The organism is Salipiger sp. D13, from assembly GCF_003703915.1.
In the GTDB taxonomy this organism is placed as follows: Bacteria; Pseudomonadota; Alphaproteobacteria; order Rhodobacterales; family Rhodobacteraceae; genus Salipiger; species Salipiger profundus.
On sequence record NZ_ML112597.1, the window covers coordinates 42,426 to 62,809 of the forward strand.

At 66.4% G+C, this 20,384-nt stretch carries 19 protein-coding genes and 3 tRNA genes; 7 read left to right on the forward strand and 15 right to left on the reverse strand.

Translation table 11 applies throughout. The features are described from left to right. Nucleotides 1-5: 5 nt before the first annotated feature. The 3 genes from D6860_RS12525 to D6860_RS12535 form a co-directional block, all read right to left on the reverse strand. On the reverse strand, nucleotides 6-830 hold the full coding sequence (locus D6860_RS12525; protein ID WP_076624832.1) for a lyso-ornithine lipid O-acyltransferase: 825 nt from the start codon (nucleotides 828-830) through the stop codon (nucleotides 6-8). Continuing rightward, on the reverse strand, nucleotides 827-1,585 hold the full coding sequence (locus D6860_RS12530; RefSeq protein ID WP_076624833.1) for an L-ornithine N(alpha)-acyltransferase: 759 nt from the start codon (nucleotides 1,583-1,585) through the stop codon (nucleotides 827-829). The genes D6860_RS12525 and D6860_RS12530 overlap by 4 nt, the downstream gene beginning before the upstream one ends. A gap of 138 nt (nucleotides 1,586-1,723) precedes the next feature. Then, entirely contained in the window at nucleotides 1,724-1,906 is a 183-nt protein-coding gene (locus tag D6860_RS12535) for a DUF3553 domain-containing protein (RefSeq protein WP_017468974.1), read from the reverse strand. A 28-nt stretch (nucleotides 1,907-1,934) separates the two neighbouring features. On the opposite strand from D6860_RS12535, the gene D6860_RS12540 reads away from it, so the two are divergent. Next, complete coding sequence (locus tag D6860_RS12540) at nucleotides 1,935-2,537, forward strand: histidine phosphotransferase family protein (protein WP_076624834.1); 603 nt, start codon at nucleotides 1,935-1,937, stop codon at nucleotides 2,535-2,537. A gap of 10 nt (nucleotides 2,538-2,547) precedes the next feature. On the opposite strand, the gene D6860_RS12545 is transcribed toward D6860_RS12540, so the two are convergent. The 7 genes from D6860_RS12545 to D6860_RS12575 all read right to left on the reverse strand — a co-directional run bounded on the left by D6860_RS12545 (nucleotide 2,548) and on the right by D6860_RS12575 (nucleotide 7,449). Then, nucleotides 2,548-3,813: a glutamate-5-semialdehyde dehydrogenase gene (locus D6860_RS12545; protein ID WP_076624835.1), complete on the reverse strand. Its 1,266-nt coding sequence runs from the start codon at nucleotides 3,811-3,813 to the stop codon at nucleotides 2,548-2,550. A gap of 169 nt (nucleotides 3,814-3,982) precedes the next feature. After that, nucleotides 3,983-5,089 carry a glutamate 5-kinase gene (gene proB, locus D6860_RS12550; RefSeq protein WP_076624836.1) on the reverse strand — a complete coding sequence of 369 codons (1,107 nt, stop codon included), beginning with the start codon at nucleotides 5,087-5,089 and terminating at the stop codon, nucleotides 3,983-3,985. After that, nucleotides 5,077-6,108, reverse strand: coding sequence for a GTPase ObgE (obgE, locus tag D6860_RS12555; RefSeq protein WP_076624837.1), 1,032 nt, complete (start codon nucleotides 6,106-6,108; stop codon nucleotides 5,077-5,079). The genes proB and obgE overlap by 13 nt, the downstream gene beginning before the upstream one ends. Before the next feature lie 266 nt (nucleotides 6,109-6,374). Further along, a tRNA-Asp gene (locus tag D6860_RS12560) sits at nucleotides 6,375-6,451 on the reverse strand. Between the two features lie 34 nt (nucleotides 6,452-6,485). Beyond that, nucleotides 6,486-6,562: transfer RNA gene (locus D6860_RS12565), tRNA-Asp, on the reverse strand. A gap of 200 nt (nucleotides 6,563-6,762) precedes the next feature. Continuing rightward, a tRNA-Asp gene (locus tag D6860_RS12570) sits at nucleotides 6,763-6,839 on the reverse strand. A 301-nt stretch (nucleotides 6,840-7,140) separates the two neighbouring features. Continuing rightward, nucleotides 7,141-7,449 (reverse strand): hypothetical protein, encoded by a 309-nt coding sequence (locus D6860_RS12575; protein WP_076624838.1) that lies wholly within the window; start codon nucleotides 7,447-7,449, stop codon nucleotides 7,141-7,143. Between the two features lie 460 nt (nucleotides 7,450-7,909). Between D6860_RS12575 and D6860_RS12580 the strand changes: the two genes are divergently transcribed. The 6 genes from D6860_RS12580 to tpiA all read left to right on the forward strand — a co-directional run bounded on the left by D6860_RS12580 (nucleotide 7,910) and on the right by tpiA (nucleotide 12,828). Further along, nucleotides 7,910-8,764 (forward strand): LytTR family DNA-binding domain-containing protein, encoded by an 855-nt coding sequence (locus D6860_RS12580; protein WP_076624839.1) that lies wholly within the window; start codon nucleotides 7,910-7,912, stop codon nucleotides 8,762-8,764. A gap of 86 nt (nucleotides 8,765-8,850) precedes the next feature. Further along, entirely contained in the window at nucleotides 8,851-9,207 is a 357-nt protein-coding gene (locus D6860_RS12585) for an SUF system Fe-S cluster assembly protein (RefSeq protein WP_076624840.1), read from the forward strand. A 143-nt stretch (nucleotides 9,208-9,350) separates the two neighbouring features. After that, nucleotides 9,351-10,967: a mechanosensitive ion channel family protein gene (locus D6860_RS12590; protein WP_229743297.1), complete on the forward strand. Its 1,617-nt coding sequence runs from the start codon at nucleotides 9,351-9,353 to the stop codon at nucleotides 10,965-10,967. A gap of 60 nt (nucleotides 10,968-11,027) precedes the next feature. After that, nucleotides 11,028-11,591 carry a sugar O-acetyltransferase gene (locus D6860_RS12595; protein WP_076624842.1) on the forward strand — a complete coding sequence of 188 codons (564 nt, stop codon included), beginning with the start codon at nucleotides 11,028-11,030 and terminating at the stop codon, nucleotides 11,589-11,591. A 27-nt stretch (nucleotides 11,592-11,618) separates the two neighbouring features. Beyond that, nucleotides 11,619-11,999, forward strand: coding sequence for a HesB/IscA family protein (locus D6860_RS12600; protein ID WP_017469676.1), 381 nt, complete (start codon nucleotides 11,619-11,621; stop codon nucleotides 11,997-11,999). Between the two features lie 91 nt (nucleotides 12,000-12,090). Then, nucleotides 12,091-12,828, forward strand: coding sequence for a triose-phosphate isomerase (gene tpiA, locus D6860_RS12605; RefSeq protein ID WP_076624843.1), 738 nt, complete (start codon nucleotides 12,091-12,093; stop codon nucleotides 12,826-12,828). Nucleotides 12,829-12,907: 79 nt separating this feature from the next. Here tpiA and D6860_RS12610 read toward each other — a convergent pair whose 3' ends face one another. The 5 genes from D6860_RS12610 to D6860_RS12630 form a co-directional block, all read right to left on the reverse strand. Further along, complete coding sequence (locus tag D6860_RS12610) at nucleotides 12,908-14,374, reverse strand: calcium-binding protein (RefSeq protein WP_076624844.1); 1,467 nt, start codon at nucleotides 14,372-14,374, stop codon at nucleotides 12,908-12,910. Nucleotides 14,375-14,651: 277 nt separating this feature from the next. Then, a complete protein-coding gene (locus tag D6860_RS12615) occupies nucleotides 14,652-16,028 on the reverse strand; it encodes a TRAP transporter large permease (protein ID WP_017466986.1) in 1,377 nt (458 codons plus the stop codon). A 5-nt stretch (nucleotides 16,029-16,033) separates the two neighbouring features. Further along, the gene (locus D6860_RS12620; protein WP_076624845.1) at nucleotides 16,034-16,723 is read right to left on the reverse strand and encodes a TRAP transporter small permease; all 690 of its coding nucleotides are present in this window, start codon (nucleotides 16,721-16,723) and stop codon (nucleotides 16,034-16,036) included. Between the two features lie 112 nt (nucleotides 16,724-16,835). Then, on the reverse strand, nucleotides 16,836-17,846 hold the full coding sequence (locus D6860_RS12625; protein ID WP_017466988.1) for a TRAP transporter substrate-binding protein: 1,011 nt from the start codon (nucleotides 17,844-17,846) through the stop codon (nucleotides 16,836-16,838). 266 nt (nucleotides 17,847-18,112) lie between these two features. Next, complete coding sequence (locus D6860_RS12630) at nucleotides 18,113-20,374, reverse strand: transglycosylase domain-containing protein (RefSeq protein ID WP_083697890.1); 2,262 nt, start codon at nucleotides 20,372-20,374, stop codon at nucleotides 18,113-18,115. Between the last annotated feature and the right edge of the window lie 10 nt (nucleotides 20,375-20,384).

A 20,384-nucleotide genomic window follows, 5' to 3' on the forward strand; every position in this document is an offset into this window, starting at 1 on the left:
GCGGCTCAGCCGCCGGCCGGATGGGCGCTGCGCACCTGCGCCTCGAGGTGCGCGGCCAACGTCTTGCGGTTCGGATGATCGTCGACCCGCACGGGCGGATGGTAGACCACCTCGACCCGGCCGCCCCTGGGGGCGGCCAGCAGCTTGAGCAGGTGTGGCCCGAAATCCATGTCGCCCCACCAGCCGTGGAATCGCGGATCCTCGCCGCCCGGCGCGTGGTAGACGACCGTCACCGCCTGTATGCGCGCCTCGTGCCGCAGCCCGTCCGAGAAGAACGCCGCGAAGAGCGTCGGCTTGAACGGCAGGATGCGCTGGCCGTCGGTCGAGGTGCCCTCGGGGAAGAACAGCAGGCGGTGACCGTGCAGGAGCCGTTCCTCGAACAGCTGTTTCTGATCCCCCGCCGCGCGCGGATCGCGCGAGATGAAGACCGTGCCCGTCGCCCGCGCCAGCCAGCCGATGAACGGCCAGTTCGCCACCTCGGCCTTCGAGACGAAATAGACGTTGCGGCGGGCGTTCAGCACGAAGATGTCCAGCCACGAGCTGTGGTTGGCCACCATCGCGCCCGGGCCCGGCATGGTCGGGCCGCGAGTGTCGAGCGACAGGCGCAGGATCACGAGCGCGGCCCGCGACACCCATTGCGTGATCCATGGCGTCACCGGGCGCCGCTGACCGCAGAGCGGGCGCTCGACCAGCCGCAGCACCAGCTTTGCCAGAAGTCCGATCAGGAGAACCAGCGCCAGCAACCCGCCGCGAAGCACTGCGCGCAGCCACCCGATGGCACAGATCCGCGTCTCGGGCGGCTCCGCGCCGCGCCAGGTCGGCCCGGTCATGCGCGGCCCCGCGTGTAGACACCGGCGGCCTTGGCGTTGAGCCGGGCGGTGTCCATGATAAGGCAGATGTCGGTGGTGTTGAAATCATGGTCGACGAAGGCGCCCTCGCCCACCATGCCGCCAAGCCGCAGGTAGCCCTTGATCAGCGCCGGCACGTCGCGCATCGCCGCGCGCCGGTCGATCTCGGGCTCGGGGATCAGGTCCATGCGCTGGAACCGGCGCGAACGCACGCGCAACGGCTCGGGCGCGAGATGGCGGTGATGCAGCAGTGACAGCGGCTCGGCAATTCGGCGCACGTCGGTGCCGTGGAAGGACGCCGTGCCGAAGAGGATTTCGATGCCATGTTCGGCGACGTAGTCGGCGAGCGCAGCCCAGAGGTGCATCATCGCGGTGCCGCCGCGATAGTCCGCATGCAGGCAGGATCGCCCCAACTCCAGCAGCCTGCGCCCCGAGGTCCTCAGGGGCGCCAGGTCGTATTCGTCCTCGGAGTAGAACTGCCGGGCCGCCCTGGCCTGGTCGTCGCGCAGCAGCCGGTAGACACCGACGACGGCATCGTCACGACACCCGTCGGTCAGGATGAGGTGATCGAAGAACGGGTCGAAACGGTCGCGTTCGAGCCGCGCCTCGTGGTCGACCATCGCGCCGGAGCCGCCCAGCTCCTCGACGAAGACCTCGTAGCGCAGACGTTGCGCCGCCACGAGATCGGCCTCGTCGCGGGCCAGCCGCACCGTGAACTTCGTCTCGTCCAGCGCCATGTCGTCTCCCGTTCTGCCGGTAAGCCGTTCTTACTGCCCTGACGCCACGAGGAAAACCGGTTTTGCGAGGCACGCCATCCCCTGCGCCCGCGCCAGCCCCCTACGCGTTAACCATTCGTAAACCACTGGCGGTTAGCCCTAGTCCTCGATCACCGGCATCAGGGTGACACGGCTTCCGTCGATCACGACCTTGCCTTCCTCGCGGAAGTTGACGGTGATGCGGCCGGCGATGTTGGATTGCACCTGACCGGTGCCCCAGTCGGGCCGTTCGGGATGCATGACAAGCATGCCGGGTTCGAGTAACGCGTTGAGTTCGTCCATGTGCCCTGATGTCCTTGAGGAGCTTTCGATGTCCAACGATAGTGCGAGAATAGCCACTCTGGTAGGGTCGCGGCTCTGTCACGATCTCGTCAGCCCGGTGGGCGCCATCTCGAACGGGCTCGAGCTGATCGCGCTGGCGGGCGCGCCGGGCCCCGACGAGATCGGCCTGATCGAGCAGAGCTGCGCGTCGGCCACGGCGCGGATCAACCTTTTCCGGGTGGCGTTCGGCCATGCCTCGCTCGATCAGCAGGTCAGCGCGCGGGAGGCGGCAAAACTTCTCTCCGACTACTGCCTCGGCAGCCGGCTGCAGATGGACTGGCAGGTGCAGGGCGACAGCCAGCGCACCGATGTGCAGTTGGCCTGCCTTGCCGCGCTCTGTTGCGAGACCGCGCTGCCCCTCGGCGGTCGGGTCCAGATCACCGAGTCCGGGGGCCGATGGCGCATCACCGCAACCGGACAGCGCCTTGCGACGGAACCGGTCCTCTGGTCGATGCTCGAGACGGCCCAGATCCCGCCCGACCTCAGTGCCGCGCGCGTCCAGTTCGCCTGCCTCGCGATGCTTGCGCCCGAACGCGGGCGCAAGCTCACGTCGCAATTCGGCGACGCGGCAGCCTCGATCGAGATCGCCTGACGCCGCAGGGTTACGCCCGAACGGCGCCGTCGGCACGCACCACGTATTTGAACGAGGTGAGCTGTTCGGCCCCGACCGGCCCGCGCGCATGCATCTTGCCGGTGGCGATGCCGATCTCGGCACCCATGCCGAACTCGCCACCGTCGGCGAACTGCGTCGAGGCGTTGACCATCACGATGGCGCTGTCGACCCGCTCGATGAAGCGGTCGATGGCGGCCTCGTTCTCGGCGAGGATGCAGTCGGTGTGATCCGAGCCATACTGCCGGATATGCGCAATCGCCGCGTCCTCGTCCTCGACGACGCGGGCCGCGATGATCCGGTCGAGATACTCGCGCCCCCAGTCGTCGTCAGAGGCTGGCACCGTGCCCTCGACCGATTGCAGCGCCGCATCGGCGCGCACCTCGACCCCGGCGTCGATCAGCGCGCGAATCACGTCGCGCCCCAGGGTTTCGGCCACGTCGCGATGGATCAGCAAGCATTCGGCCGCGCCACAGATGCCGGTGCGGCGGGTCTTGGCGTTCATCACCACCTTCAGCGCCTTGTCCGGATCGGCAGAGACGTCGATATAGACGTGCACGATGCCCTCGAGGTGGGCGAAGACCGGCACCCGCGCATCGCGCTGCACCAGACCGACAAGCCCCTTGCCGCCGCGCGGCACGATCACATCGACGTAGTCGGTCATGGTCAGCAGCGCGCTCACCGCCGCCCGGTCGCGGGTCGGCACAAGCTGGATCGCATCCTCGGGCAGGCCGGCGGCGCGCAGCCCCTCGACCAGGCAGGCGTGGATCGCGTGGCTGGAATGGAAGCTCTCGGAGCCGCCGCGCAGGATCACCGCGTTGCCCGACTTGAGACAGAGCGCGCCGGCGTCGGCGGTCACGTTGGGCCGGGATTCGTAGATTACGCCGACCACGCCGAGCGGCGTGCGCACCCGCTTGATGTGCAACCCCGTGGGGCGGTCCCACTCGGTGATGACCTGGCCCACCGGATCGGGCTGGGCGGCGATCGCGCGCAGCCCCTCGACGATGCCGGCGATCCGGTCCTCGGTGAGCGTGAGGCGATCCATCATCGCGTCGCTCAGACCCTTGTCGCGGCCGAAGTCGAGATCCTGGGCGTTCGCCTCGACGATCGCGCCGCGGTTCGCCCAGACCGCATCGGCGGCAGCCTCGAGCGCCTGCGTCTTCCGCTCTGGCGGGGTGAAGGCGAGCTCTGCGGCGGCAGCCTTTGCCCGGCGGCCGATTTCGGTCATGACGGCGGGAATGTCGCTCATGTCGTTCATCGCTGTTCACCCATCTGGTGCGGTTGCAAGGAGCCCCCTTATAGCGACGGTCCGGCGGCGACGACAGGGTCGAAATGCACCCCGCTCCGCACTGTCCGCTGAACGGCGCGCAACCTCGTAGGGTAGGTGTTCAACCCACCTTTCGCCTGCTCCTCACCGCCGGTGTGGCTCAGAGCGCCATGTCGTCGCGATGAATGAGAACCGCGCGTCCCGGGTAGCCGAGCGCTTCCTCGATCTCCCAGGAATGGCGCCCGACGATCAGTCGGGTTTCCTCGGCGGTGTAGCGCGACAGCCCCTGCCCCAGCGTGGCTCCCTGGGGGTCACGGATCACCACCGGGTCGCCGCGCCCGAAGCTTCCGTGCGCCGCGATCACGCCCACGGGCAGAAGCGACCGCCCGTCCGCCATCGCCTGTGCCGCGCCGGCGTCGAGGGTGACCTCGCCGCAGGGCTTCATCGAGGCGATCCAGCGCTTGCGCGCCGCATGCGGATCGAGTCGCGAGGTGAACCACGTGGCATTGGCGCCCGCTTCGAGCGCCATCAGCGGATGCAGCACCGAGCCCTCGGTGATCGCCATGGCGCAGCCCGCCGCCGTGGCGGTCTTGGCCGCGAGCAGCTTGGTCTTCATGCCGCCCTTCGACAGGCCGCTGCCCGCGTCGCCGGCCATCGCCTCGATCTCGGGGGTGATGCTGTCGATCACCTCGTAACGGTGGGCCGAGGGATCTTCGGAGGGGTTGGCTGAATAGAAACCGTCGACGTCCGACAGCAGGATCAGCTGGTCGGCGCCCACGGTCACGGCGACCTGCGCCGCGAGCCGGTCGTTGTCGCCGTAGCGGATCTCGTCGGTGGCAATGGTGTCGTTCTCGTTGACGATGGGCACCACGCCGAAGCCGAGCAGCGTCTCCATCGTGGCGCGCTGGTTGAGGTAGCGGCGCCGGTCGGCGCTGTCCTCGAGCGTCACCAGAACCTGTGCCGTGGTGATCCCGTGCGGCACGAGCGCGTCTTCCCATTCTCGCGCGAGGCGGATCTGGCCGACGGCGGCCGCGGCCTGGCTTTGTTCGAGCGGCAGCGTCGTGGCGGGCAGTTTCAGGATGCCGCGCCCGAGCGCGATGGAGCCCGAGGACACGAGAATGACGTCGGTGCCCCGTGCCCGGATGCGGGCGATGTCCTCGGCGATGGAGCGCAGCCAGTCTCCGCGGAAGGCGCCGGTCTGCTTGTCCACCAGCAGCGCCGAGCCGATCTTGACGACCAGGCGCTGCGCCGTGCTCAGGGTTGCCATTCGCTGTCGTCCTCGGGCGCGTCGCGCAGGCGCTTTTCCTCGATATGGGCGCGCAGCGCGCGCAGCACGTCGGTCGTGCCCTCGCCCGAGGCCCCGGACATCAGCAGGACCTTCTCGCCGGAATGGGTTTCCAGCTCGTCACGCAGGAAGGCCCGCTCTTCGTCGTCCATCGTGTCGACCTTGTTGAGCACCAGCACGCGCGGCTTGTCGGCGAGCCCGGACCCGTATTCGCGGATCTCGTGGACGATGGTGTCATAGTCCTCGAGCAGCGTGCCGGAACTGCCGTCGACGAGATGCAGCAGAACCGCGCAGCGCTCGACGTGGCCGAGGAACAGATCGCCCAGGCCGCGCCCCTCGTGCGCGCCCTCGATCAGGCCGGGGATATCCGCGACAACGAATTCCTTGCCGTCGACGCCGACGACACCGAGATTCGGATGCAGCGTGGTAAACGGATAGTCGGCGACCTTGGGCCGCGCGTTCGAGGTCGCGGCGAGGAAGGTCGACTTGCCGGCGTTGGGCAGCCCAAGGAGGCCGACGTCGGCGATGAGTTTCAGCCGCAGCCAGATCGTGCGCTCGACGCCGGGCTGGCCCGGGTTCGCGCGACGCGGCGCCTGGTTGGTGCTGGTCTTGAAGTGCAGGTTGCCCCAGCCGCCGTTGCCGCCCTTGGCGATCAGCACCCGCTCGCCGAGCTCGGTGAGGTCGGCGATCACGGTTTCCTCGTCCTCGTCGAGGATCTCGGTGCCCACGGGCACGCGCAGCACGATGTCCTCGCCGTCCTTGCCGGTGCGCTGACGGCCCATGCCGGGGCGCCCGTTCTCGGCGAAGAAATGCTGCTGGTAGCGGAAGTCGATGAGAGTATTGAGCCCGTCCACGGTTTCGACCCAGACGTCGCCGCCATGACCGCCGTCACCGCCGTCGGGACCGCCATACTCGATATACTTCTCGCGCCGGAAGGAGATGCACCCCTTCCCGCCGCTGCCGGAGCGGATGTAGACCTTGGCGAGATCGAGGAATTTCATGGTCTGGGTCCAATCGGGAATGGGTGGCGCGATCCGGCGCGGTTTAGCGCGGCTGCGCGCGTATCTCAAGCAGGCTGAAAGCTGCGTCCGCTTCGGGGTATCGCAGTCAGGGGCTCTGCCCCTCTGGCCCTGCGGGCCATTCACCCCGAGGTATTTGTGGAACCGGAGAAGGGCAGGACAGTGCGCCGGTCCGGCACGCGTGGCGCATCGGGGCCGGGCGCCGGTGGCGCCTTGCTGACATGTCCTCGGACCTAGGGGAGGAAAAGTGGCGCGGTTGACGGGGCTCGAACCCGCGACCCCCGGCGTGACAGGCCGGTACTCTAACCATCTGAGCTACAACCGCGCTTTTCCAGCCGGAGCGTGCATCGGGGCAGTGGTGGCGCGGTTGACGGGGCTCGAACCCGCGACCCCCGGCGTGACAGGCCGGTACTCTAACCATCTGAGCTACAACCGCTCACTGCCTCCGGGGTGCAGCCCCGAATGTGGAGGCCCTTCTAGGCGGGGGACTTTGCCCCGTCAAGCGCTTTCGTCACCCCGACCTGCGCATTTTTTCAAGAAATTTGCGGAGCCCCTTCAGGCGGGCTCGGAACGACCCCGCCAGCGCGGGCGCAAAATCGAANGCTTTTCCAGCCGGAGCGTGCATCGGGGCAGTGGTGGCGCGGTTGACGGGGCTCGAACCCGCGACCCCCGGCGTGACAGGCCGGTACTCTAACCATCTGAGCTACAACCGCTCACTGCCTCCGGGGTGCAGCCCCGAATGTGGAGGCCCTTCTAGGCGGGGGACTTTGCCCCGTCAAGCGCTTTCGTCACCCCGACCTGCGCATTTTTTCAAGAAATTTGCGGAGCCCCTTCAGGCGGGCTCGGAACGACCCCGCCAGCGCGGGCGCAAAATCGAATTCTCCTTCAGCGGCAAGGTTTTGCGGAAGCATCTTGCTGGCAGCGCCCGAGCCGCGACGGCGCGATCCGGCCGCGCTGAGGGCACTTTTCGCCGTTTGCAGCCTGAACGTGGCACGCGATGACCTGACGGAAGGCCTAGCGCGCGTAGCCGTCGCCCCGGACTTTTGCCGCTAGCTCCTGTTTGGCCCTTGAAAGGCGCGCGTCGGCAGAAGGGTTTTCGCCGTCGACCGGGCTCGTCAGGGTCGTTGCCAATCCTTCGAGTTCCGCGGAAAGCAACATCATTCGCGTGACGCTCGCACGGGATTCGTTGCGTGCGGCCTCGTAGCCTGCCCGTTCCGTGAGTGCCGCGGCGGTCCGCAGAAGGGCAGCCGCACTCCCCTTGCCGGACAGCGCCAGAGCCGCACCGAGCAACTCCTCCAGCAATTTCTCGCAATTGTGTGTCAAGGAAACTCCCCCAGTTCGTTACCCACCCCATCGCGGCGGCCGTGCAGATTGCGCGACGGCCATGTCACTCATTGCACCGAAGCGGTGCAGACAGTGGCGCTTCGATGCGCCCGTTCGGCTGCACGGCGTCGCATCGTCCAGTTCGACAACCCATCCCCGGTCGCGGAAGCTCGCAGTCTGCTGCTGGCTCCACCCCAAGAAAACCACGTTGAATTCGACCTGATCCCCCCGAGCGGCTTTCATGGAGCGCAAACGAACGCGCCGCTAAACCAAGGCGTAACACATTCGCGTATATATATGAACGACTGCATTTCGACGTGGCGTCGCAATTGAGGCGCAACTGCAACGCGTGATTTTGCGTTGCCCGCGTCGCTGACGCCATTAAGCATCAGAAGGTCTTGAAACATCATGAAATTGCGGGCATTCGTCCGCTGTTTCGTCTTTTCGGAAAGTTGCACCGTTGTCTGGAGTCCTGCATCTCGACCTCAATTTGCGCGCGAGCACGCTCGAACGGATCGAGATCAGTGCTGCGCAATTCATGGACCTTTTCCGCCATCGCCTGTCGTGGAGATACTTCGGGCTGTCACTGACGATTCTGCTCGCCACCGATCCGGCAGAGCTGACGGGAACACTGTCGTTGCCCGTATACGTTGCCACATGGGTCGGCGCCTTCGGCCTTTACCTGGCGCATCAAACGGCCCTGATCCTGCTCCTGGCAAGCCTTCGCAGGCTATTTCCCACGCCGGCGTTCTACTGGCCCTTTCTCACAATCGGCGCCTTCGTACCGACCCTGGTCGTTGTCGAAAACGTCCTCGACGCCTTTTCGAACGCGCAGGCATCCGCCATCGTCATCGGGCGGGTCGCCTATATCGCGCTGACCGTTCTGGTGCTGGAAACAATCTATCAGCGGTTCGTTCTGCCGCGCATTCTCGAACAGTCCGAGCAACCTGCGGCCGGCAGTGGGGGTCCGGAGATGGAAACATCGCAGCAGGACGCAAGGGTGTTGCACGTCGGCGGCGCCACGCTGGCCTTCGATGAGATTTCGGTGATCGAGGCGCGCGAGCATCACGTGCATCTGCGGACTACCGACGGCACGCAGGTCCATCGGGCGCGACTGTCCGATATCGTGGCGCAGACATGCCCTGACGACGGCCTGCAACCTCATCGGTCTTGGTGGGTCTCCCGCAGCTCGGTGCGCGAGCTTGGCCGTGAGGACGGAAAACCGGTGCTCTGGCTGACCGATGGCACTTCGGTCCCGGTGGCTCGCGGCCGGCTCGAGGACGTGCGCGACTGGGTCGAACGCTATCTGGGGTGATCCGGACCGGCCGGCCTTTACGCGAGCGGGCTCATTTCCTATATAATCGCTCAGGTTACAGGCAGACAGCAGACAGAGGACTGGCCATGCAAGACGCACCGCTCGAAGGCGCACCGCTTATCGCGCCCTCCAGTACCGAGCACCCGCTCTACGCCGCGGCCGTCGAGGCTTGCCGCTCGGTCTACGATCCCGAGATCCCGGTGAATATCTACGACCTCGGGCTGATCTACACCATCGACATCGACGCGGAGAACATGGTGAAGATCACCATGACGCTCACCGCGCCGGGCTGCCCCGTTGCCGGCGAGATGCCGGGCTGGGTTCAGGATTCCGTGGGCGCCGTCCCGGGAGTGAAGGACGTCGACGTGGACATGGTCTTCGATCCGCCTTGGGGCATGGACATGATGACCGACGAAGCCCGGCTCGAACTGGGCTTCATGTAACCCGCTGACGGGGCCGACGACGGGGGTCGCGGCCCCTTTCGCAGAATTTCACGCCGGCGGCGGAACAGAAGCGCCACATCCGCCGTTTATGGGCGATGCTGCGCTATATTCAGATTCTCCTATTCGCGCTTGGCGCCCTGTGGATGACCCAGGCCGCGAACGCTCAATCGGGCTCCGATCCCGGCATCGGCCGCTGGTACGAGGTCGAGTTGGTCAATCCCGGACTCGCCGACGCGCCCCGGAACATCGACCGTTCGACCCCGCGGTCGAGCCTCGAGAGCTTCATGTTTCGTGCCGATGCCGAAGACTGGGACGGCGCGGCGCACATGCTCGACCTTTCTTCGGTCGAGCCGTCGAAACAGGCCGAAGTCGGCCCCGAGCGCGCCGAGCAGTTCGCGACGCTGCTCGACAGGAAGATCATCATCGACTGGTACGACCTGCGCGACCGCCCCGATGGCGTGGATGCGCGCAGCGCGGATGCCCCCATGGCCGGCGAGCCGCGCCGTTCGCTCCTGCTGTGGTACGTGAAGCTGGGCGACCGGCCGGTGCCGATCCGCATCAACCGCGTCAAGCCGGCGGTTGGTGAGCCCGTGTGGCTGGTCTCGCAGCAGACCGTGAAGGCACTACCGGCACTGGCCGAAGCCTACGGGCCGACGGAGCTTGAGAAGATGCTGCCGCAGCCTCTTCGCGAACGGGCGTTCTGGGGCCTGCGCTGGTGGGAGGTCGTCGGCTTTCCGCTGGTCCTGCTGGTGACCGGGCTCGTCGCCTATGTCACCAATCAGCTGATGTCGCGTGGTCTGAACCGGACCCACCGCGACTCGCCAACTTCGATGCTCGTTGCGCTGCGGGCGCCGATCACCCTGGCCGTGACCACGCTCACGCTGTCTCTGCTGACCAGCAAGGTCTTCGTCTTCTCCGGACGGATCGACACGGTCCTGTCACCACTGATCATCCTCGGCTTCGTCGTGGCGGCGCTCTGGATGATCGTCAACGTGGCCGACGTGATCCTGACCCGGCTCGTCAACTTCGACGACGAGAAGCTGTCCGAGATGGGCGAGGGCATGGAGCAGCGTCGCAACATCGCGACGCGGATTTCGGCTCTCCGGCGCGCCGTGATCGTGATCGTCGTGCTGATCGGGGCCGGCATCACCATCAGCGAGGCCAGCGTCATGCGCTCGCTCGGGATCTCGCTGCTGGCGTCTGCGGGCACCGCGACGATCATTCTCGCCTATGCCGGGCGCAACGTTCTGACCAACATCATGGCGTCGCTGCAGATCGCGCTCAACAAGTCGGCGCGCATCGGCGACAAGCTGATTTTCCGCGGCAGCTACTGCACCGTCGAGCGCATTCACTTCACCTTCGTGCAGCTTCGCATCTGGACCGGCAAGCGTCTGGTCGTGCCGGTCGTGGACTTCGTGGCCGAGCCGTTCGAGAACTGGACCATGACCGATCACTTCATGATCGAGCTCATCGAACTGAGGCTGTCACACCGGGCCGACGTCACCCCGCTGCGCGAGAAATACTACGAACTCATCGAAGGCATGGAGCTCGTGCCGGACCGCGACGACAGCAAGGGCGTCTACGTGACAGAGCACGACGTGTTCGGCCAGACCGCGCTCTTCATGGTGCCCTGCCCCGACCCGAATGTCGCCTGGACCCTCGCATGCGAGATGCGCGAAGAACTGCTCAAGGTTGCGCGCGAACTCGACGACGGCGCCACGGCCGTCTTCCCCGAGGTCACACCGGCGCAGTCGACCTGATCCTTGCGCCCGCCCCTGCTCTCGGTCACGCTCGCCCGTGAGCGGGAGCCGGAGGAACGCATGGCATCAGAGAAGGACAGGATGATCGCCGGCGAGCTCTACCTGCCCGGAGACTCCGAGCTGGTGGCAGACCGCAAACGGGCGCAATCGCTCATGCGGGCCTACAACGACACGATCATGGGAGACGCGGCGCGCGGCGACCTGCTTGCGGCGCTGTTCGGCAGCTGCGCCGCCGATGCCGCGGTGCGGGCGCCGGTCTACGTGGATTACGGCTACAACATCCACATCGAGCACGGGGTCTTTCTCAACTATGGCTGCGTCCTGCTAGATGTCTGCGCGATCCGCATCGGCGCCGGCACGCAGGTCGGCCCGGCGGTGCAGATCCTCACCGCCGACCATCCGCGCGACCCCGAGACCCGCGCCTCGGGGCGCGAGTTCGGCCGGGCGATCTCGATCGGCCGCAATTGCTGGATCGGCGGCGCGGCGATCCTGCTGCCGGGCGTCACCGTGGGCGACGACGCGGTGATCGGTGCGGGCGCCGTGGTGACCCGCGACGTCGCGCCCGGCACCACGGTCGCGGGAAACCCTGCACGCCCGCTTGTGTCATCTGCCCCGAATGCTTAGATTCCCGGTTCGACAAGGAGACAACGCATGTTCGGCATTCCAGGCAAACAAGCCGTCACCATGACCCCGGCCGCCGTGACACAGGTGCGCAAGCTGATGGAGCGCGATGGACGCGCGGGGCTGCGCATCGGCGTCAAGAAGGGCGGCTGCGCCGGCATGGAATACACCATGGAGTTCGTCGACGAGGCGGACAAGAACGACGAGATCGTCGATCAGGACGGTGCGCGCGTGATGATCGCGCCGATGGCACAGATGTTCCTCTTCGGCACCGAGATCGACTACCAGACGTCGCTGCTCGAATCCGGGTTCCACTTCAACAACCCGAACGTGGCCGACGCCTGCGGTTGCGGCGAATCGATCAAGTTCAAGGACGTCGAAGAGCTTCAGGCAGAGCGCGGCGACCTCTGACAGCAGACCTGTTCGCGCAAACTCTCCCGCGGCACCTTGACGTTGCCGCGCGGCCCCCGATGATGGGCGCGACGCGACAAAGGGAGTGACCATGCGCAAGAAACTCGCCGCCGGAAACTGGAAGATGAACGGCCTCTCCGAGGCGCTGTCCGAGCTTTCCGGCATGGAAGAGGCCGCCAAGGGCGACGCCGAAGTGCTGATCTGCCCGCCCGCCACACTGGTCGCCGCCGCAGCCGGCGCCGCGTCGGGAATCGCCATCGGCGGTCAGGACTGCCACGCGGCAGCTTCGGGCGCCCACACCGGCGATATCTCGGCAACGATGCTGAAGGACGTGGGCGCAAGCTACGTGATTCTCGGCCACTCCGAGCGCCGCACCGACCACGACGAACACGACGAGGACGTGCGGGCAAAATGTGCCGCCGCGTGGGAGGCCGGTCTGAGCGTCGTGCTCTGCGTCGGCGAAAGCCTCGACGAGCGCGAGGCCTCGAACACCCTCGACATCATCGGCGGCCAACTCGCCGGCTCGATCCCCGACGGCGCAACCGGTCATAACCTCGTGGTGGCCTATGAGCCGATCTGGGCCATCGGCACCGGCAAGGTTCCGACCAATGACCAGATCGGCGAGGTGCACGACTTCATGCGCGCCCGCCTCGAGAAGCGGTTCGGCGAAGGCGTCGGCCGCTCGGTCCGCCTGCTCTACGGCGGCTCGGTGAAGCCCGGCAACGCCTCCGAGATCTTTGCGGTCTCAAATGTCGACGGCGCGCTTGTCGGGGGCGCCTCGCTGAAGGCGTCGGACTTCGTGCCGATCATCGAGGCGCTGAACGGCTGAGACGCCCTTCGAATGTTTGAACATGGAAACGGCCGGACAATCTGTCCGGCCGTTTTCGTTTCGGGGCGATGCGCTGCAATCAGACGAAGTTGAACAGGTCCGCCGTCATGTCACCGGCAAACAGCGCCGGCTCGCCCGCGCCGCTGTCGAGCGAGATCGTCAGGTCGCCGGCGGTGATGAAGAGCGGCCCGTAGGTGTCGAATTTCTGGAACGTCAGATCCTCGAACCCACCGTCGAAGCCCACGAAGGTCAGCACGTCGGTGCCCAGTTCGAAATCGAGCACGGTATCGGTTTCCGGGCTGTCGAAGACGTTGAACACGAAGACGTCCGCTCCGTCGCCGCCCACCAGCGTGTCCGAGCCGAAACCGCCGTTGAGCGTGTCGTCGCCGGCGCCGCCGCGCAACAGGTCGTGACCCGCGCCGCCGCCAAGGTAGTCGTCGCCGCCCTCGCCGTAGATCGTGTCGGCGCCATAGCCGCCGCCCACCGCGTCGTTGCCGTTGCCCGCGAAGATCAGGTCCTGGCCGGCGCCGCCGCCGAGGCTGTCGTCGCCCGAGCCGCCGTTGATCGTGTCGTCGCCGGTCACTCCGCCGATGGTCGAGTCGCCCGCCTCGTCGATGATGAGGTCGTTGCCGGCGCCGCCCGAGGCGACGTTGTCGCCCGACCCGAGAAGGATGATGTCGTCACCGCCGCCACCGCCGACGATGTCGTTGCCGTCGCCGGCCTCGATCGAATCGCTGCCCTCGCCGCCGCCGATCTGGTCGTTGCCGCCCTCGCCGAACACCGTGTCGTCGCCGTTCGAGGCCGCGATCACGTCGCCCCGGTCGCCGCCGAGCACCACGTCATCGCCATCGCCCGCAAGGATGCTGTCGGAGCCGCTGTCACCGAGCAGCGTGTCGTTGCCCGCGCCGCCTTCGAGACGGTCCGGCCCGTCGAGCGCCCAGATGACATCGTCGCCGGCGGTGCCCTGCAGCAGGTCGCCGCCGTCTGTGCCGATGATGAGGTTGGTATCCGGCGCGTAGGAATCGGCGAGTGCGTCGAGGTCGTAGGCGTCGGGAAAATCTGCCGGATCGACCGGGTCGAGATCGACGTTCAGCCCGGAGACCTGCCCCCAGAGATCGTTGGCGTCTGCAGCCGACATGTTCTCCGACAGCGCGTCGCCCCCAAGCTGGATGATCGCGTAGTTATAGGTATCGGGATCGGCCGCGAGCCCGTAGGAGACCACGAGGAAATTCGCCTCGAACTGGTCGTTGTCGCCCCAGATCCAGGTGTTTTCGCTGATCGACAGGCGGGTGCCGACCTCTCCGATGTCGACGGTAGTCCCGCCGTCGGTGATCGCCACTTCGGTCAGCCAGCCCGAGAGGGTCGCCGCGCCCGCAAGACTGAGGTCCGATCCGAGCACCCGGGTGCTCTGCTCGGGGTCTATGGAGAAATCCCAGTTGCCGATGGTCCCGATCTCGAGGGTCTGGCTGCTGAGGTCGATCTCGGGTGCGAGACCGCCATCGAAATACCATTCAAGAAGAAGAGCGTCGAAGCTGTAATAGGGCATGACAGGCCATCCGGTGTGGGAAACTGCGAAACGTTAAGACTTTGTTAACGCGTCAAGCAAGCGTTCCCGCATTGCCCCGACCTACTCTCAACCCTGCGGGCGACAGTCCCGTGATCCTCTCCGGGATTGTTCTCGCTTTCGCTGGCCCGCGCCAATTTCTCCTTCGAATCGAACCGCGTGCCGCCCGCCCCTGCCCGAAAAGCGAAGCGGCCCGCCCTCCGGACAGGAAGGCGGGCCGTGGGATCTGGCAGCGGCATCCCGTGCCGCCGTGACCGGATCAGCGGGTGATGATCTCCGGCCCCATGAAGGTGGTCGGCAGCCAGGTCGAGAGCACCGGGATGTAGGTCACCATGATGAGGAACACGAAGAGCACCGCGAGGAACGGCAGCGCCGCGCGCACCACGGACATCATCGGCATGCCGGCCACGCCCGAGGTCACGAAGAGGTTCAGGCCCACCGGTGGCGTGATCATCCCGATCTCCATGTTCACCACCATGATGATGCCGAGATGGATCGGGTCGATGCCGAGCTCGATGGCGATGGGGAACACCAGCGGTGCCACGATCACCAGGAGGCCCGAGGGCTCCATGAACTGCCCGCCGATCAGCAGGATGACGTTCACGATCACCAGGAACATCACCGGGCCGAGGCCGGCGTCGAGCATCGCCGCCGCGATCTGCTGCGGGATCTGCTCGTCGGTCAGCACGTGCTTGAGGATCAGCGCGTTGGCGATGATGAACATCAGCGTGATCGTCAGCTTGCCGGCGTCGAACAGCGTGTCGCGCGTGTCGCGGTGGAAGAACGCGGTGACCAGCGCGATGGGCTTGCGGATCAGCGGCACGTTCGGCGCACCGTCCCGGCCCGCGAGCGGCCCCATGTCGCGATAGACGAAGTTCGCGATCAGGAAGGCGTAGACGGCGGCGACCGCGGCGGCCTCGGTCGGGGTGAAGATGCCGCCGTAGATGCCGCCCAGGATGATGATGATGAGGAACAGTCCCCAGAGCGCCTCGCGACCGGCGGAAAAGACCTCGCTCCAGCCCATCCATTCGCCTTTCGGCAGGTTGCGCACACGGGCGATGATGTAGATCGTCGCCATCAGCATGGTGCCGGCCATCAGGCCCGGGATGACGCCTGCGAGGAACATCCGTCCCACCGACACGTCGGTCGCCGAGGCGTAGACCACCATCACGATCGACGGCGGAATGAGGATGCCCAGCGTGCCGGCGTTGGCAATGACGCCCGCGGCGAAATCCTTGCTGTAGCCCACCTGCCGCATGCCTGCGATGACGATGGAGCCGATGGCCACCACGGTCGCCGGCGACGACCCCGAGAGCGCCGCAAAGAGCATGCAGGCAAAAACGCCGGCGATGGCGAGACCGCCGTGCATGTGACCGACAAGCGCGATCGAGAAGCGGATGATCCGTCGCGCCACGCCGCCCGTCGACATGAACGACGAGGCAAGGATGAAGAACGGGATCGCCAGCAGCGTGTAGTGCCCGGCCATGGCCTGGAAGAAGCTCTGCGCCACCGAGGCAAGCGAGGTGTCCGACAGCACCAGCAGGAAGATGATCGACGACAGGCCGAGCGAGACCGCGATCGGCACGCCGATCAGCATCAGGCCCACGACGGAGACGAAAAGAAGAAGCACGTCCATCTGGATCAGTCCTCGCGGTTCATGTGGGCGACGTCATCGATGGCGTCTTCGGCCTCGTGACTGACGATCAGGCTGTCCTGGCGGCCGGTGAAGATGCGCACGCCCGCCTGGATGAAGCGGAAGAGCAGCAGCGCGGCGCCGAGCGGCAGCATGGCGTAGGGAATGAACCGCGGCAGCTTCTCGTAGGCGTCGCCGTAGTTGATGAGCGGTTCAATGAAGCGCAGCCAGTCGGGCATCGGGATGTCGACGACCTCGTACCACGAGCGGTAGGAGGTGCGTTTCATCTCCTCGAAGCCGGTGGGAAACCAGCGGCCGGTGGTCTGCGGCAGGTTGGCGAAGTTGGCCCAGTAGTCCCAGGCGCCCTTGAGCAGCAGCGCGGCGTAGAAGATGCAAACAACAGCAGCGACGATGGCGAACACCCGACGCACTCCGTGCGGCACGATGCTGATCACCGCGTCCACCCCGAGATGGGCGGTGACCTTCACGGCGTAGCTGATGCCGAAGAGCACGAGCCAGGCGAACAGGATGGTCGTCGCCTCGAGGCCCCAGATCAGGCCGGTGTTGAAGATGTAGCGCAGCACCACGTTCACGAAGGTGATGAGCGTCATCAGCCCGAGGATGACCGCGATGGCCGTCTCCTCGAACTCGTTCACGAAGCGGCCCAGCATGGACGGGCCGTGCGAATGACTGGACATCCTGTCCCCCCTATGGATCGCGGAGGCGCCGCCCCCGGTATGTCATCAGGATATGCGAAGAGGTCCGGCCCCCTGTCCCGGGAGCCGGACCCGACGTGTCAAGGCGTCGGGATCAGCCCTGAACTTGCGAGTTGATCGCCTGCGCGGCGTCGATGTTCTCCTGGCCGACGTCGTCGGTGAACTGCTCCCAGACCGGCTTCATCGCCTCGACCCAGGCCTCGCGCTGCTCGGGGCTGAGCTCGCGGATGGTGGCGCCGGCATCGAGCACCGCCTGACGGTTCTCTGCGTCGACCTCGGCGATGGCCGCGTTGCGGTCCGCAGTCACCTCGTCGACGATGGTGCCGAGCTGCTCGCGCACGTCGTCGGGCAGGCTGTCCCACCAGTCGGCCGAGGTCACGACCATGTAGTCGAGCACACCGTGGTTGGTCTCGGTGATGCCGTCCTGCACTTCGAAGAACTTCTGGCCGTAGATGTTCGACCAGGTGTTTTCTTGCCCGTCGACAACGCCGGTCTGCAGGGCGCCGTAGACCTCGGAGAAGGCCATCGGCTGCGGGCTGGCGTCGAGCGCCTCGAACTGCGCCTTGAGCACTTCCGACGGCTGCACGCGGAACTTGAGGCCGGCGGCGTCACCGGGCACCTCGAGCGGCTTGTTGGCCGACATCTGCTTCATGCCGTTGTGCCAGAAGCCAAGGCCGAGCAGGCCGCGACGGACCATCGATTCCTTCATCGCCTGGCCGGTTTCCGAGTTCTGGAACTGGTCGACGGCATCCATGTTCACGAACATGAACGGCAGGTCGAAGATGCGGAACACCTTGGTGAACTGCTCGAACTTCGACAGCGACGGCGCGGCCATCTGGACGTCGCCGTTCAGCATCGCCTCGAGGACCTGGTCGTCGTTGTAGAGCGTCGAGTTGGGGTAGACCTCCATGCAGGCCTTGCCGTCCATCTCCTCGTTGACGCGCTCCTGCAGCAGCGACGCGGCGATGCCCTTGGGGTGCTTGTCGGTGTTGGTGACGTGGCTGAACTTGATGACGATCTCGCCGTCGTCACAGGCGGCCATCGCTCCGTTGGCACCGGCGGTCAGCGCTGCTGCAGCCACGGCGGTCATCAGAAAGGTCTTCATTGGGTATCCTCCCGAGTGTCTGGATGTTCGGGACCCGCTCCCCTGCGGGCCCTTCGCCAGACACAAGACAGCCATGCAGAAAATGCATCAAGAGGATGCGAGGCGCGCGTGAAGATATGTCTTAAAATACAATATTATCAATCAGATGAACATCAGACGACCATTCCGGCCCCGACACCGGAGACCCGAACGGTGCGAAACTTCGCACATCGCATACCGGCATATGTGCGGATTTCCGCACAGTGCTGCCCCGACTCGCGCCAATCTCAGCGGGTGCAAAGCTCGCGCGGGCGGTTGCCGTAGGGCTGGAAGGTACAGTCCGAGGCGCGAAACGACCGGTAGGCACGTTCGCAGGCCGACACGTTGCAGTTGCCTGCGGCACGCGCCCCGCCGCCGGACGTGTCCTGCTGCAAGGCATTTACCACGTCGCGGGCCGACACCCGCTGACCATTGAGTGCCCGGCCCAGGAGCGTCTCGACCGCGCTAGAGCGACCACCGCTGGCCGAAGGTCGAGGCGCCGGGGCTGCAACGGCCCGTGCTGGTTCAGGAAGATCGGAGAGTGTTTCGGGGCGCGCCTGCGGGCTCGGCATGTCCGACGCAACGATCTCGGGCGCGGCGTCCTCGGGTTCGGCAGTGCCGTCTGGGACTTCCTCCGGCGCACCCTGGAAGAAGGCCGTGAAGATCTCGGCAGGCAGCGAGCCGCCGGTCACTTCGTCCATGGGGCTGTTGTCGTCATTGCCGACCCACACGCCGACCACGAGATCCCCTGCCCAGCCGATGAACAGCGCGTCGCGGTAATCCTGGCTGGTGCCGGTCTTGCCCACGGCGCCCGGCACGGCCCCGGCGGCCTGCCCGGTACCATCGGTGACCACCGCGCGCAGCATGCCGGTCATCGTGCCGCGATGCTCCAGCAACTGCGCGGCACGCCCCTCGGGCTCGGGATCGCCCCACTCGAACGGATGGAAGTCCATGTCGCGCCCCGACACCCCGGCGAGCCCCCTCGCCTGCACCGGCGCGCGCCCGCTGGCGATGGCCGCGTAGGCTTCGGTCATGTCGAGCAACGTCACCCCCGACGCCCCAAGCGCCAGCGCGGGCGTTTCGCTCAGCTCGGCCTCGATACCAAGGGCGCGGGCGGTCTCTGCCACGGCGTCAATGCCCAGGGTCCGGGCAAGCTGGACCGTGGCGGCGTTCATCGACTCCACGAAGGCCACGGCCATCGCAACGTCGCCATGGAATTTGCCGTCGAAATTCTGCGGAGCATAGCCGTCGATGTCTACAGGACGGTCGGAGATCGCATCCTCGGGCCGCATGCCCCGTTGCAGGGCCGTGAGGTAGACGAAGGTCTTGAAGGTCGACCCCGGCGCGCGCAGGGCATCGGTGGCGCGGTTGAATTCGCTTTGCGCGTAGTCGCGACCGCCCACCATGGCCGCAACCGAGCCGTCGCCGCGCAGCGCGACGAGCGCCGCCTCATAGGCGCGGTCTCCCAGAACGGATGCCACGGCGTTCTCTGCCGCGACCTGCAGGCCGGGGTCCAGCGTCGTGCGCAGCGTTACGGCCCCGTCAAGCGTCGCGGTCATCGCATCGGCCTGCCCTTTTACCCAGTCAGCGAACCAGCCGCCATAGGGCGCCCGGCCACGCTGCGGTGACATGGTGGCAAGCTCGATACGGGCGGCATTGGCCACGCCTGCATCGATCCGGCCCTGATCCTCCATGAGGTCCAGCACCAGCGCCGCCCGGTCGCGCAGCGCATCGGGGGCGCTGAACGGATTGATCTCGGACGGCGCGCGGATGATCGCCGCAAGCGCCGCAGACTGCGCCAGCGACAGGTTCGCGGCGGAGGTGTCGAAGTAGATCCGCGCGCCCGCCCCGACCCCGGTGGCCCCGGCGCCCATGTAGACGCGGTTGAGATAGGCCTCGAGGATCTCGTCCTTGGTGAAGCTGTCTTCCATCTGGGCCGCCAGTCGCGCCTCGCGCAGCTTGCGCATGTAGGATTTCTCGGGGGTGAGGTAGCTGATCTTGACCAGCTGCTGCGTGATCGTGCTACCTCCCTCGACGATACCGTCCGAGACCATGTTGCGCATGCCGGCGCGCAGGATGCCGCGCAGGTCCACACCGCCATGCTCGCGAAAGCGCTGGTCCTCGAGGGCGATCACCGCCTCCTGCAGATGCGCCGGAATGCGGTCGAGCGTCACGTATTCACTGGTCACGCCATGGGCGAGGTACAGCGGGTTGCCGACCGCATCCTCGAAGTCCAGCTCGGCAGGCATGGCGGCTTGAGCTGCGGCAAGATCGGGCTTCGTGGCGATCCATGCGCCCGCACCGCCAACCACCAGGATGCCAAGCGCCGCACCTAACACCAGCGGCAGTCTGCCTCGGCCATGTCGGCCACCCCATCCCGGCCCCCTCGACAGCGACTTGACCTTGTGGCCCCCACGACGGGCGGCACTGCCGAAACGGGACGCAAGGTTGCGGAACTGGCTGGGGTCGGGCTTTTTCACGGCGATCCTGGCTCTGGCTGTGGACGTCATGGACCAATCC